Source organism: Shewanella sedimentimangrovi, assembly GCF_017354965.1.
Taxonomy (GTDB): Bacteria; Pseudomonadota; Gammaproteobacteria; order Enterobacterales; family Shewanellaceae; genus Shewanella; species Shewanella cyperi.
The window spans coordinates 1,396,753-1,410,869 of sequence record NZ_CP071502.1 but is presented as its reverse complement, the minus strand read 5'-3'; the positions used below and the strand labels follow the sequence as shown (position 1 = coordinate 1,410,869).

The 14,117-nt window shown below is 60.6% G+C and carries 11 protein-coding genes; 8 read left to right on the top strand and 3 right to left on the bottom strand.

Annotation, left to right across the window (positions count from 1 at the left end; all coding sequences use genetic code 11):
• Positions 1–42: 42 nt before the first annotated feature.
• Positions 43–933, bottom strand: coding sequence for an SDR family NAD(P)-dependent oxidoreductase (locus tag JYB85_RS05915; RefSeq protein WP_207381453.1), 891 nt, complete (start codon positions 931–933; stop codon positions 43–45).
• Positions 934–1,120: 187 nt separating this feature from the next.
• Between JYB85_RS05915 and JYB85_RS05910 the strand changes: the two genes are divergently transcribed.
• Entirely contained in the window at positions 1,121–2,005 is an 885-nt protein-coding gene (locus JYB85_RS05910) for a 1,4-dihydroxy-2-naphthoate polyprenyltransferase (protein ID WP_207381452.1), read from the top strand.
• Positions 2,006–2,072: 67 nt separating this feature from the next.
• Here JYB85_RS05910 and gndA read toward each other — a convergent pair whose 3' ends face one another.
• The gene (gene gndA / locus JYB85_RS05905) at positions 2,073–3,593 is read right to left on the bottom strand and encodes an NADP-dependent phosphogluconate dehydrogenase (protein ID WP_207381451.1); all 1,521 of its coding nucleotides are present in this window, start codon (positions 3,591–3,593) and stop codon (positions 2,073–2,075) included.
• A gap of 316 nt (positions 3,594–3,909) precedes the next feature.
• Entirely contained in the window at positions 3,910–5,805 is a 1,896-nt protein-coding gene (locus JYB85_RS05900) for a propionyl-CoA synthetase (RefSeq protein ID WP_407695887.1), read from the bottom strand.
• 365 nt (positions 5,806–6,170) lie between these two features.
• Here JYB85_RS05900 and JYB85_RS05895 point away from each other — a divergent pair, with 365 nt between their 5' ends.
• The 7 genes from JYB85_RS05895 to JYB85_RS05865 all read left to right on the top strand — a co-directional run bounded on the left by JYB85_RS05895 (position 6,171) and on the right by JYB85_RS05865 (position 14,108).
• A complete protein-coding gene (locus JYB85_RS05895; protein WP_207322462.1) occupies positions 6,171–6,578 on the top strand; it encodes a MerR family transcriptional regulator in 408 nt (135 codons plus the stop codon).
• A gap of 57 nt (positions 6,579–6,635) precedes the next feature.
• A complete protein-coding gene (locus JYB85_RS05890; protein WP_207322461.1) occupies positions 6,636–7,805 on the top strand; it encodes an isovaleryl-CoA dehydrogenase in 1,170 nt (389 codons plus the stop codon).
• A 146-nt stretch (positions 7,806–7,951) separates the two neighbouring features.
• On the top strand, positions 7,952–9,559 hold the full coding sequence (locus tag JYB85_RS05885) for a carboxyl transferase domain-containing protein (protein WP_207325777.1): 1,608 nt from the start codon (positions 7,952–7,954) through the stop codon (positions 9,557–9,559).
• A 10-nt stretch (positions 9,560–9,569) separates the two neighbouring features.
• On the top strand, positions 9,570–10,403 hold the full coding sequence (locus tag JYB85_RS05880) for an enoyl-CoA hydratase-related protein (protein ID WP_207381449.1): 834 nt from the start codon (positions 9,570–9,572) through the stop codon (positions 10,401–10,403).
• 23 nt (positions 10,404–10,426) lie between these two features.
• Positions 10,427–12,421, top strand: a complete 1,995-nt coding sequence (locus tag JYB85_RS05875) for an acetyl/propionyl/methylcrotonyl-CoA carboxylase subunit alpha (protein WP_207381448.1) — start codon at positions 10,427–10,429, stop codon at positions 12,419–12,421.
• A gap of 1 nt (position 12,422) precedes the next feature.
• A complete protein-coding gene (locus tag JYB85_RS05870) occupies positions 12,423–13,313 on the top strand; it encodes a hydroxymethylglutaryl-CoA lyase (protein ID WP_207381447.1) in 891 nt (296 codons plus the stop codon).
• A gap of 93 nt (positions 13,314–13,406) precedes the next feature.
• Positions 13,407–14,108 carry a CoA transferase subunit A gene (locus tag JYB85_RS05865; protein ID WP_207322456.1) on the top strand — a complete coding sequence of 234 codons (702 nt, stop codon included), beginning with the start codon at positions 13,407–13,409 and terminating at the stop codon, positions 14,106–14,108.
• Positions 14,109–14,117 lie beyond the last annotated feature (9 nt).

Sequence of the window (14,117 nt, the reverse complement as noted above, 5' to 3'; positions counted from 1 at the left end):
GCCCCCACTGACCAGAGGAGCGGAGCCGCGCTCCCACAGCCGTCAGTCAATGCTGACGCCCATTTCCCGGGCGGCACGGCGGGCCAGCGCCAGAGTCTGCTCCTCACCACTGCCGTGTTCCAGTACCGGATAGGCTCGGGTGATGTCGCCCCAACGTTGGGCGAGGATTTCCGGCGTGCGCTGCTCGGGCAGCAGATACAGATGGCGATATTCCGCCAGGCACAGTTCGCTGATACTGCCGCCTGCGGCCTGCAAGTGATGGCCGCTCGGCGCCTTGCAACCGAGCAGGAACAGCATGGCGGCGGTGCACAGCTCCTTGGGAAACAGCTCCTGCACCTGAGGCGCCAAATGACCGGCCGTCATTGAGGTAGCGGCGAGGGCGCAAAGGCTGTTGACATGGACATTGTGCTCGGCGCCCTCTTTGGCCAGACTGGCGGTCAGGCCCAGCAGCGCGGCCTTGGCGCTGCCATAGGCACACATATCGGGATCGCCGAAAAGCGCGGTGGCAGCGCTCATCATCAGTACCCGGCCATATTTGCGCGCCAACATGCCGGGCCAGAATGCCTGGGTCAGCAAAAAAGCGGCATCGAGATCCACCGCCATCTGAGCGCGCCAATCGGCCAGGGTCAGCTGACCAAAGGGTTTGGCAACACGAATGCCCGCGCTGTTGAGCAGGAGATCCACCGGGCCTTCTGCCAGCACCTCTTCGGCCATGGCAGCAACGGCCTGGCTGTCGGCCAGATCCAGGCTGATGCATCTGGGCTCACAGCCCAGGGTCGCCAATGACTGGCGCAAATAGGCCATGTTTTCGGCGGCGTCGGGTCTGTCAACCAACACCAGGGTCGCCCCCCGCTCCGCCAGCGCCAGCGTACAGGCCCGTCCCAGGTCACCCGCGGCACCGCTGATAAGTGCCCGCTGATTGTCAAAACGCATGAGTCTGCTCCTTCACTGGAATCCTCAAGCCAAATAAAGCACAGGCCCCCGGGTAAAACCTTGACACTGGTTACAAAATAACCATGAAGATACAGTGGCTTTATCAATAACAGATCCAGCTCACAAGGACGCCAAAACTTGTTATGCTAAGCGCCTTTAGCCATTAGATAAGGACATTCGCCCCGCGATGAATCCCTGGTTCCTGGCCATACGGCCCCGTACCCTGCCCGCCGCCATAGGTCCACTGTTGGTAGGCAACGCCCTGGCATTGGGGCTGGAGAGCTTTCATGTTGGCATAGCCATAGCGTCCCTTGTCTGCGCCCTGCTGCTGCAGGTGGCGGTGAATTTGGCCAACGATTATTTCGATTTCAAACACGGCATAGACACCGAAGACAGACTCGGACCGGTGCGGGTCAGCCAAAGTGGCCTGATAGCGCCCCACAAGGTGCGCCTGGCCATGATAGCCAGCCTGCTGGCTGCACTGGCGGTCGGCGGAATCCTGATTTGGCACGGTGGCCTGCCCATAGCCTTGCTGGCGGCGGCTTCCATACTGGCAGCCCTGGGCTACAGCGGCGGCCCCTACCCGTTGGCATCACACGGTCTGGGGGAAGTGGCAGCGCTGGTGTTTTTCGGATGGGTGGCCGTGGTGGGCAGTTATTTTCTGCAGGCCGGACACACCAGCCTGGATGCCTGGTTACTGGGCACTGCCATAGGGGCACTCAATGCCGCCATCATGCTGGTCAACAACACCCGTGACATGGTCACAGACGAGCGGGCCGGCAAGCGCACCCTGGCGGTGCGTCTGGGTGAGGCCCAGGCAAAAGTCCTGTATCAGGCCCTGCTGTACCTGCCCTTTGGCATCATAATCGGTGGTTTCCTGATGGGGCTGTTACCGGGCTGGCCGGTGTTTCTCGCCGGCTTGTCGCTCATCATAGCCCGCCGTCTGGCGCGGGAATTTGCCGAGCTGAGCGGCGCTGCCCTCAATCCGCTGCTGGGGCGCACCGCCCGCCTGACGCTGATTTTCAGTCTGCTGTTTTGCGCAGGTTTACTGATAGTGCTCGCCAAGGGCTGATTAAGCAGGGCAACACAAAAAAGGCTTCCCCGGGGGAAGCCTTTTTTCTTGTTCAACCTTTTTGCCGTCAGAGTTTTACCAACTCACGCTTGGGGCTGCTCCAGTTGAGGTGATATTTCTCCCCCGCCGGGGTATCGGTGCGCTCAAAGCTGTGGGCACCGAAGTAATCCCGCTGGCCCTGCAACAGGTTCGCCGGCAAGGTTTCACAGCGGTAGCCATCGTAATAGGCCAGTGCCGAGGTGATGCAGGGTGCCGGTACTCCGGCGAGCACGGCACCGGACACCAGGCGACGCCAGGCCTGTTGCGACTGGTTCAGTGCCGAGGCAAAACGCTCATCCAGCAGCAGATTGCTCAGCTGCGGCTCGGCCTCAAAGGCCGACATGATGGATTGCAGGAAGGTGGCGCGTATGATGCAGCCGGCGCGCCAGATGCTGGCGATGGCGCGGAAATCCAGGGTCCAGCCCTGCTCTTTGGCGTGCATGGCCATCAACTGGAAGCCCTGGGCGTAACAGCAAATCTTGGCGCAATACAGGGCCTGTTCCAGATCCGCGATAAAGGCTTCGGCCTCCACCTGTCCCATGGGCTCTGCTCCCTTGAGGCGGGTCGCCAGAGTCTGGCGCAGCGGCTTCTGGTTCGACAGGGCGCGGGCATAAACCGCCTCGGCTATGGTCGGCGCCGGGCATCCCACCTGCAAACTGGAAACAGCTGTCCACAGGCCAGTGCCCTTCTGACCCGCCTTGTCGAGGATCATTTCCACCAGGGGTTTGCCGCTCAGGGGATCCTGCTGGCGCAGCACTTCGGCGCTGATCTCCATCAGGTAACTGTTGAGCTTGCCCTGGTTCCAGCGCTGGAAGATATCGGCCACTTCGGTGGCACTGAGGCCCAGCACCTGGCTCAGCAACTGGTAGGCCTCGCAAATGAGCTGCATGTCGGCATACTCGATACCGTTATGCACCATCTTCACGTAGTGGCCGGCACCGGCGGGGCCAATGTAGGCGGCGCAGGGCTCACCTTCACGCACCGGGTTACCGGGCTCAAGGCGCACCAGGGGCAGACCGGTTTGCGGGTCCACCTTGGCGGCAATGGCGCGCCAGATGGGAGCCAGGCGTTGCCAGGCGGCCTCGCTGCCGCTCGGCATCAGGGAAGGACCGAAACGGGCGCCCACTTCACCGCCGGAGACCGCCGAGCTGAAAAATACCAGCTTGCCTTGATAATGGCGTTCACGGGCAACTGTATCTGTCCACAGGCTGTTGCCCGTGTCTATGACTATGTCATCGGCCTCTATGCCGGCCTGCAGCAGGGCGTCACAGACACCGTCCACCGGACTGCCGGCGGGCACCGACAAGAGCAGCAGCCTGGGCTTGCTGAGACTTGCCAACAATTCGGTAATATTATTACAACCAACAAGGACTTGGGCGCGACCCGGCACTTCGGTGGCGGCCTGGGAAACAGCGGCCTCAACCTTGGCCTGGTCCAGGTCAAAGGCGGCCACACGGTAACCATTGTCGACTATGTTGAGGGCAAGGTTCTTGCCCATGACACCGAGGCCGATAACCCCAATGTCTGCGAGAGCTGCGTGCTGTTGCATTGTTCTATTCCACGGGTCACAGAGACGGCGCCCGCTCAAACGGGCACCTTTATAGTTGGCGGCGATTATACGTGCCAATGTAAGTTAATTACCAGCAAACCGTTATCTTGCATACGTTTGAATTGGCTGCCATGCACACCGACATTTAAGCCTAAGCAGCGAAGCCGGATCTCACAACCCGGCAGAGACGTCGGCAAAACAGCTGTTGTTGGCGGCAAGTTTGCAGCCGCGCAGAGGATAAAAAAGTGCCGCCGACCCGGGACTGAATTCGGGCGGCGGCACCAGGAGGAAGGCTGAGAAAATCAGCTGTGCTCTTTTACCTGTGCTCTTTCACCTGGGAATCGGCATAGCCCAGTTTGCCGAGCACATGGCGTACCAGCTCCAGGGTGGCGGGATCTTCAATGGTGGCGGGTACCGTATAGGCCTGGTTGTCGGCAATCTTGCGCATGGTGGCGCGCAAAATCTTACCGGAGCGGGTCTTGGGCAGCTTGGGGATGGCGCTCACCAGCCGAAATGCCGCCACCGGGCCAATTTCACTGCGCACCAGGGCCACCAACTGTTGCCTGAGTTCATCATCGCCCAGGGTAACGCCATTTTTCAGCACCACCAGCCCCAGGGGCACCTGGCCCTTGAGTTTGTCCTCGACACCTATCACAGCGGCCTCGGCCACCGCCGGATGCTGGCACAACACCTCTTCGAAGCGACCGGTGGACAGCCTGTGGCCGGCGACATTAATCACATCGTCGATGCGGCTCATGATGTACAGATAACCGTCCTCATCCATGTAACCTGCGTCCCCGGTCAGGTAGTAGCCGGGATACATGGACAGGTAGCTGTCGATATAACGCTGGTCATTTTGCCACAGGGTCGGCAGGGCACCGGGCGGCAGCGGCAACTTGATCACCACATTGCCGTAATCACCGGCGGCCACCTGCTTGCCGGACTCGTCGAGCACCTGCACCTGATAGCCGGGCACGGGGCGTGCGGGGGAACCGGGCTTGATTGGCAACTGGGCCACCCCCATCAGGTTGCAGGCCACGGGCCAACCGGTTTCGGTCTGCCACCAGTGATCTATCACGGGTTTGCCAAGCTGCTGCTGGGCCCAGATCAGGGTGTCGGGATCGCAACGCTCACCGGCAAGAAACATTTGCTTGAGACAGCCCAAATCCACGCCACGCAGCAGCAGGCCATCGGGATCTTCGCGTTTGATGGCACGTATGGCCGTCGGCGCGGTGAAGAAGCTCTTCACCTTATATTTGGCAATGGTGCGCCAGAAAGCGGCGGCATCCGGGGTACCCACGGGCTTGCCCTCATACATCAGGGTGGTGGCACCCACCAGCAGCGGGCCATAGACAATATAGGAATGGCCCACCACCCAGCCCACGTCGGAGGCGGCCCAGAAGATGTCGCCGGCCTCGATGTCGTAAATGTGTTTCATCGACCAGGCGAGCGCCACCGCGTGGCCACCGTTGTCACGCACCACGCCCTTGGGCTGGCCCGTGGTCCCTGATGTGTAAAGAATGTAGAGCGGATCTGTGGCCTTGACGCTGACGCAATCCGCATCGGGCGCAGTTTGCATTGCCTGTTGCCAGTCGGCATCGCGGCCGGGCTGCAACTCGGCCTGATACTGGGGACGCTGCAGGATAAGGCACTTGGCCACCTTATGACTGGCCTGGGCCAAGGCCGAGTCCAGCAAGGGCTTATAGGCCACAACGCCGGAGGGCTCGATGCCGCAGGAGGCCGACAGCACCATAACGGGTTTAGCGTCATTGATGCGGCTGGCCAGCTCATTGGCGGCAAAACCACCGAACACCACTGAATGTATGGCGCCAATGCGGGCGCAGGCCAGCATGGCATAGGCAGTTTCCGGCACCATGGGCATGTAGATAACCACCCGGTCACCGCGCCGGACGCCCTGGCTGACCAGATAGCCCGCCAGGCGTTTTACCTGAGCGAGCAGCTCGTTGTAGCTGATGCTGTAGGCGGTCTCGGTGACCGGGCTGACGTAATGGATGGCGGTTTGCTCACCGCGTCCCGCCTCAACATGGCGATCGATGGCGTTATAACAGCTGTTCAAGGCGCCATCTGTGTACCAGGAATACAGCGGCGAGCGGCTGTCATCGAGGATCTGGGTTGGGAAGCTGTCCCAATGGAGCAATTCGGCGGCAGCGCGCCAATACGTCTGCGGCTGTTCGCTGGCCTCGGTCCGCATTGCCTCGGCCGGATCCAGGATTGGACTTGTTGTGTGTGCCTGTGCTTGTGTATCTGTCATTGTCTGAACTCCTGTAACGCGGTGCCTGAACCTGTAACGACAGCCAAACTGCCGCCGCGGGCCACTCATGCCGCTTTCTACCACTGTCAGTTTTTAAGCCATTATTGTCCCGGGATGCGAAAAACCCCATTAGACCAAAGCCTATTTTTCAGCCGTTTCAGAGATGAAATACCGAGGGCGCGCCGGTAAACAGACAATAACTGGCAAGCTCTATTGACAGCGTGCCATAGGGGATTTGACCACTTGCTTTACCTTTACGTAAACTTCATATATCTTGCAAGAAAACCAGAGAAACCGGTGTCCAGATGAGCGCAAACCAGAGTCAACAAACCAGTTATTCCATCAGTGATCTGTCAAAAGAGTTTGATATCACTACCCGCAGCATCCGCTTTTATGAGGATCAGGGTCTGCTGAAACCCAAACGTCGCGGCCAGACCCGCATTTACAGCCTGAAGGACAGGGTCAGACTCAAGCTTATTCTGCGCGGCAAGCGCCTGGGCTTCTCGCTGGCCGAGACCCGTCGCCTGTTTGAACTCTACGACGCCGACAAGAGCAGCACCTCTCAGTTGCACACCATGCTGGATCTCATCGATGAGAAAAAGGCCGCACTGCAACAGCAGATGGATGACATCAAGGTGGTGCTGATGGAATTGACCTCGGCCGAAACCCAATGCCGTGCCGCCCTGGAAGACGGTGGCAAGGCCAAGGCCTGAACCCATAAATACCAATAATAATCAGAATCAACCGACTACACAGACAGGACACAAGCCATGAGCCAACTGTACTCTAGCCTTAATTTTGGTCTCGGTGAAGACGTGGATATGCTGCGCGACGCAGTATACCAGTTCGCCCAAGCCGAAATTGCGCCCATTGCCGCCAAGGTAGACCACGACAACGCCTTCCCCAACGAGCTGTGGCCCGTACTGGGGGACATGGGCCTGCTGGGCATCACGGTCAGCGAAGAGTTCGGTGGCGTCAACATGGGCTACCTGGCCCACGTGGTGGCCATGGAAGAAATCTCCCGCGCCTCGGCCTCCATCGGCCTGTCCTACGGCGCGCACTCCAACCTGTGCGTCAACCAGATCAACCGCAACGGCAACGAGGCCCAGAAGGCCAAGTACCTGCCCAAGCTGATCAGCGGTGAGCACATTGGTGCCCTGGCCATGAGCGAGCCCAATGCCGGCTCCGACGTGGTCTCCATGAAGCTGCACGCCCGCAAGGAAGGCGACCGCTACATACTCAACGGAAACAAGATGTGGATCACCAACGGCCCAGATGCCCACACCTATGTGATCTACGCCAAGACCGAGCTGGACAAGGGTCCACACGGCATCACCGCCTTTATCGTTGAGCGCGGCTTCAAGGGTTTCTCCCAGGCCCAGAAGCTGGACAAGCTCGGCATGCGCGGCTCCAACACCTGTGAACTGGTGTTTGAAGACTGTGAAGTACCGGAAGAAAACATCCTCGGCGGCCTGAACCAGGGCGTCAAGGTGCTGATGAGCGGCCTGGACTATGAGCGCGTGGTGCTGTCCGGTGGCCCACTGGGCATTATGAACGCCTGTATGGACATAGTACTGCCCTACGTGCACGAGCGGGTGCAGTTCGGCAAGTCCATAGGTGAGTTCCAACTGATCCAGGGCAAGCTGGCCGACATGTACACAGGCATGAACGCTGCCAAGGCCTATGTCTACAACGTGGCCCGCGCCTGCGATCGCGGCGAAACCACCCGTAAAGACGCCGCCGGTGCCATACTCTACAGCGCCGAGCTGGCAACCAAGATGGCACTGGACGCCATCCAGCTGCTGGGCGGCAACGGTTATGTCAACGAATACGCCACCGGCCGCCTGCTGCGCGACGCCAAGCTATACGAAATTGGCGCCGGCACCTCGGAGATCCGCCGTATGCTGATCGGCCGCGAGCTGTTCAACGAGACCAAATAAGCGAGGGAACGGGCCCTGCGGGGCCCGATTGCTATGGCCCGCCGCCCGGCGGGCATAAGCGACCATGGCCTGCACACTCCGACAGCCGCTCTTTCAAAGAGAAGCGTCACAGGCCAACAGTCAGTTGCCAGAAAAGGATACCCACAGTGAGCCAACTCGGTACCCGCGTGAATCCACGCAGCGATGAATTCAAACTTAAACAACAGGCGATGGCCGATCTGGTAGCAGATCTGCAGCAAAAGCTGCACAAGATCGCCGAAGGCGGCGGTGCCGTCGCTATGGAACGTCACCTGTCCCGCGGCAAGCTGGCGCCCCGCGCCCGCGTCGACAAGCTGCTCGACCCGGGCTCGCCCTTCCTGGAGCTGAGCCAGTTCGCCGCCTTCGACGTTTATGACGAAGACGTGCCCGCCGCCGGTATCATTGCCGGCATTGGCCGGGTCAGCGGCGTCGAGTGCATGATCATCTGTAACGATGCCACGGTGAAAGGCGGTACCTACTACCCCATCACGGTCAAGAAACACCTGCGGGCCCAGGCCATTGCCGAGCGCTGTCACCTGCCCTGCATCTACCTGGTGGACTCGGGCGGTGCCAACCTACCACGTCAGGATGAAGTGTTTCCCGACCGTGACCATTTCGGCCGTATCTTCTTCAACCAGGCACGCATGTCGGCCAAGGGTATCCCCCAAATCGCCGTGGTGATGGGCCTGTGTACCGCGGGGGGCGCCTATGTGCCCGCCATGGCCGATGAGTCCATCATAGTGCGCGAACAGGGCACCATCTTCCTTGCCGGACCACCGCTGGTTAAAGCTGCCACGGGTGAAGAGGTCAGCGCCGAGGAGCTTGGCGGTGGTGATGTGCACACCAAGATAAGCGGTGTGGCCGATCACCTGGCCCAGAACGACGAGCACGCCCTGGAGCTGGCCCGCCGCGCCGTGGAGCGCCTCAATCACAAGAAGCAGATTGAGCTGATGCTATCGCCGGTCAAGCCACCCAAGTACGACATTAACGAGCTGTACGGCATAGTCGGCACGGATCTGAAAAAGCCCTTCGACGTCAAGGAAGTCATAGCCCGCATAGTGGACGACTCGGACTTCGACGAATTCAAGGCCAACTACGGTGCCACTTTGGTGTGCGGTTTTGCCCGCATCCACGGCTATCCGGTCGGCATTGTGGCCAACAACGGCATCCTGTTCTCCGAATCGGCCCAGAAAGGCGCCCACTTCATTGAACTGTGTTGCCAGCGCAAGATCCCGCTGCTGTTCCTGCAAAACATCACAGGCTTTATGGTGGGCAAGAAGTACGAGCATGAGGGCATAGCCAAGCACGGTGCCAAGATGGTGACCGCGGTGTCCTGTGCCACTGTGCCCAAGTTCACCGTCATCATCGGCGGCAGCTACGGTGCCGGTAACTACGGCATGTGCGGCCGCGCCTTTGACCCCACCATGATGTGGATGTGGCCCAATGCCCGCATTTCCGTGATGGGTGGTGAGCAGGCCGCCGGCGTGCTGGCAACAGTGCGCAAGGACGGTCTGGCCCGCAAGGGGGAAACCATGACCGCCGAGCAGGAAGCCGCCTTCAAGGCGCCTATCATTGCCCAGTACGACAAGGAAGGTCACCCCTACCATGCCAGCGCCCGTTTGTGGGACGACGGCATTATCGACCCGGCCCAGACCCGCGATGTGGTGGGCCTGGCCCTGTCGGCCGCCCTCAACGCCCCCATAGAGGACACACGCTTTGGCGTGTTCCGCATGTAAGGAGACGGCCATGACTGAACTGATTTCCATCGAGGCCCTGTCGGCCTCCTTCAGCACGGTACGCTGCGAACTCAAAGACGGCGTCGGCTACCTGATCCTCAATCGTCCCGAGGTGCACAACGCCTTCGACGAGCTGATGATCAGCGAGATGACCCAGGCCATCAACGCCTTCGCCCACGAGCGCGACTGCGCCCTGATGGTACTGAAAAGCGCCGGCAAGCACTTCTCCGCCGGTGCCGATCTCAACTGGATGCGCAAGCAGGCCGCCATGGACTTTGAGGACAACCTCAAGGATGCCCGCGAACTGGCGAACCTGATGGACACCCTCGACCGCTTCCCCAAGCCGTCCATCGCCCTGGTGGGCGGTGCCGCCTACGGTGGCGCCCTCGGCCTTATCTGCTGCTGCGATATCGCCCTCGCCACCCCGGCAGCCAGTTTCTGCCTGTCAGAGGTGAAGCTGGGTCTTATTCCCGCCGTCATCAGCCCCTATGTGGTGCGCGCCATGGGCAACCGTGCCAGCCGCCGCTACATGCTGACCGCAGAGCGTTTCGATGCCGTCAAGGCATTGGAGCTGCAGGTGGTGAGTGAACTGGCCGAGGATCTCGAGGCTGCCGCCGCGCCCATCATAGCGGCGCTCAAGGCCAACAGCCCCCAGGGTATGGCCTGGTGCAAGACCCTGTTGACCCGCCTGCAAAGCGGCGTTATCGACGAGCACACCCGCGACTACACCAGCGAGCGCATCGCCCGTATCCGGGTCAGTGACGAAGGCCAAGAAGGTCTGAACGCCTTCTTCGACAAGCGTGCCCCGGCGTGGGTGGCGGACAAAGACAAGACGCGCGGATAATCGCGGTGAATGGAGCCAACTGAATGTTTACCAAGCTGTTAATTGCCAACCGCGGTGAAATTGCCTGCCGGATCATCCGTACCGCCAGGGACATGGGCATCAAGACCGTGGCCGTTTATTCCGATGCCGACCGTGACGCCCGCCATGTGGCCATGGCCGACGAATCCTTCTACCTGGGCGAAAGCGCCCCGGCCCAGTCCTACCTGCGCGGCGAGCTGATAGTGGATATCGCCCTCAAGGCCGGTGCCCAAGCCATCCACCCCGGCTACGGCTTCCTGTCGGAAAACGCCGACTTTGCCCGCCTGTGTGAAGCCAAGGGCATTGCCTTTGTGGGCCCGGGCTCCGACGCCATCGACGCCATGGGCAGCAAGAGTGCCGCCAAGCTCATCATGGAAAAGGCCGGTGTGCCTTTGGTGCCCGGTTACCACGGTGACGATCAAAGCAATGCCACCCTGGTGGCCCAAGCCAAGGCCATAGGTTTTCCGCTGCTGATCAAGGCCGCCTACGGTGGCGGCGGTAAGGGCATGCGCATAGTCGAGTCCGAGGCCGAAATTCAGGCCAATATCGACTCGGCCCGCCGTGAGGCCGCCTCCAGCTTCGGCAACGACAAGCTGCTGATGGAGCGCTATCTGCGCCAGCCACGCCACGTGGAAGTGCAGGTGTTTGCCGATACTCAGGGCAATGCCATTTACCTGTCCGACCGTGACTGCTCCATTCAGCGCCGCCACCAGAAGGTGGTGGAGGAAGCCCCGGCCCCCGGCCTGTCGGATACCCTACGCAAGCAAATGGGTGAGGCCGCCGTGGCCGCAGCCAAGGCCATCGATTATGTCGGCGCCGGCACAGTTGAGTTCCTTTTGGATAAGGACGGCAGCTTCTACTTTATGGAGATGAACACCCGTCTGCAGGTGGAACACCCTGTGACCGAGATGGTGACCGGCCAGGACCTGGTTAAGTGGCAGCTTATCGTCGCCAGCGGCGGCGCCCTGCCCCTCCATCAATCCGAAGTGCAGATTGTCGGTCACTCCTTCGAGGTACGCATCTACGCCGAAGATCCCAACAACGAGTTCCTGCCCGCCAGCGGCAAGCTCACCTTCCTGCGCGAACCCGAGCATAGCCGCCATGTGCGCATCGACTCGGGCGTGCGCGAGAACGATGTGATCTCCAACTTTTATGATCCAATGATTGCCAAGCTTATCGTTTGGGATGAAAACCGCTCGCGGGCACTGTCACGCCTGCTGGGAGCGCTGGAGAGCTACCGCATCAGCGGCCTCAAGCACAACATCGAATTCCTGAGCAATATCGCCGAGCATCCGGCATTCGCTTCCGCCGACTTCAGCACCGACTTTATCGGCCGCTACGGTGAGGCGCTGATCGGCGGCAGCCGCGACGACAGCGACACCGCCTTCAGCCTGGCCGTGCTGCTGCAACTCTTGCTGCGCGCCAGCCGTCAGGTGGTGCAACAAGGCAATCAGGATCCCTACAGCCCCTGGGCCAGCCTCGGCGGTTTCCGCCTCAACAGCCTGCGCAGCCATTCTGTGAGCCTGATTGACGACGAGCATCAAACCCGCCACGCCCTGGTAACCCAGGACGGCGACAGCTTCCGCCTGCCTTTGGGTGAAAGCGAACTGGTGCTATCCGGCAGCCTCTCAGGCGATCAGCTGCTGGCCGAGGTCAACGGTCATCGCAGCAAGGTCGGCTTCAATGCCGACGCCGACGGCCTGACCCTGTTCCTGCCCAGCGGCAGCTACCACTTCCGCGAAGTGCAGGGCCAGGTGCTGGAAGAGTCCGCCAGTTCAGAGGACAAGCTCAAGGCGCCGATGAACGGCACAGTGGTGGCCCATCTGGTGGCCGTCGGTGACAAGGTCAGCGCCGGTCAGGGCCTGCTGGTGATGGAAGCCATGAAGATGGAATACACCATAGAAGCGCCCTTCGACGGTGTGGTAAGCGAGTTCTTCTTCGCCCCCGGCGAACTGGTGAGCGACGGCAGCCTACTGCTGTCACTCACCGAGGAGGCTTGATATGGCCCTGCCAAAGAGCGTCAGCCTGTTTGAAGTGGGCCCCCGCGACGGCCTGCAAAATGAAAAGAGCGTCAGCACCGAGGCCAAGATAGCCCTGGTGCAGGATCTCGCCCATGCCGGCATCAAGCGCATCGAGGCCGCCAGCTTCGTGTCCCCCAAGTGGGTGCCACAGATGGCGGATTCCGCCGAGGTACTGAAAGGCATTCAAAGGCTGGACGGGGTGCGCTACAGCGCCCTGACCCCCAATCTCAAGGGTCTGGAACTGGCCCTTGACGCCGGCGCCTCCGAAGTGGCTATTTTTGCTGCCGCCTCAGAGGGCTTCAGCCAGAAGAACATCAACTGCTCCATAGAGGAGTCCATCGAACGCTTTATCCCGCTGATGGAAAAGGCAAAAGCGCACAATCTGCCGGTGCGTGGCTACGTGTCCTGCGTGCTCGGTTGCCCCTATGATGGTGAGATTGCCGTAAGCGAAGTGGTGCGGGTGTCTGAAATTCTGTACAAACTGGGCTGTTACGAAATCTCCCTCGGTGACACCATAGGCGTTGGCACGCCGCTTAAGGCCCGTAAAATGGTCGAAGCCGTGGCCGCCAGGGTGCCGGAGGACAAGCTGGCGCTGCATTTCCACGACACCTATGGTCAGGCGCTGGCGAATATTCTCGCCTGCCTGGAAACCGGTATCAGCGTGATTGATACCTCGGTGGCCGGTCTCGGCGGCTGTCCCTATGCCAAGGGCGCCTCGGGTAATCTGGCCAGCGAAGATCTGGTCTACATGCTGCACGGCATGGGCATAGACACCGGCGTGGATCTCAAGCGTTTGGCGGCGGCCGGCAATGCCATCAGCCAGGCGCTGGGCCGGACCAGCGGCTCCAAGGTTGCCCGCGCCTTGGGCTAACCCGGCACTACCAGTTATTAGAAAAAAAAAATCAATAAGCGGCGGTGGTGGCACAGCGCCACCGCCAGATAAGCCAAACAGAAGGAAACAACAATGGCAGGACTCTACAAGGTCGTCGACAGCTACGACCAGGCCCTGGCGGGCCTCACAGATGACATGACCATCATGGTCGGTGGCTTTGGCCTCTGCGGCATTCCCGAGGGCCTGATCAACAAGATGGTGCAGATGGGCGTCAAGGGCCTGACCGCCATCTCCAACAACGCCGGTGTCGATGACTTCGGCCTGGGTCTGCTGCTGCAAAACAAGCAGATAAGCACAATGATCGCTTCCTACGTGGGTGAGAATGCCACCTTTGAAAAGCAGATGCTGAGCGGCGAACTGAACGTGATCCTGACCCCCCAGGGCACCCTGGCCGAGAAGATCCGTGCCGGCGGCGCCGGGATCCCCGCCTTTTTCACCGCTACCGGCTACGGTACCCCTGTGGCCGAAGGCAAGGAAACCCGCGAGATCAAGGGCCGTCACTATGTACTGGAAGAATCCCTGACCGCCGATTTTGCGCTGATCCGTGCCTGGAAGGCCGACACCATGGGCAACCTGGTGTTCCGCAAGACCGCCGCCAACTTCAACCCCATGATGGCCACCGCCGGTAAGATCACAGTGGTGGAAGTGGAAGAAATTGTGGAGCCCGGCGAGCTGGATCCCGACCACATCCACACCCCGGGCATTTATGTGCACCGCATCATCAAGGGTACCTTCGAGAAGCGCATCGAACAGCGCACAGTGAAGCAGGCATAAGGGAGAACG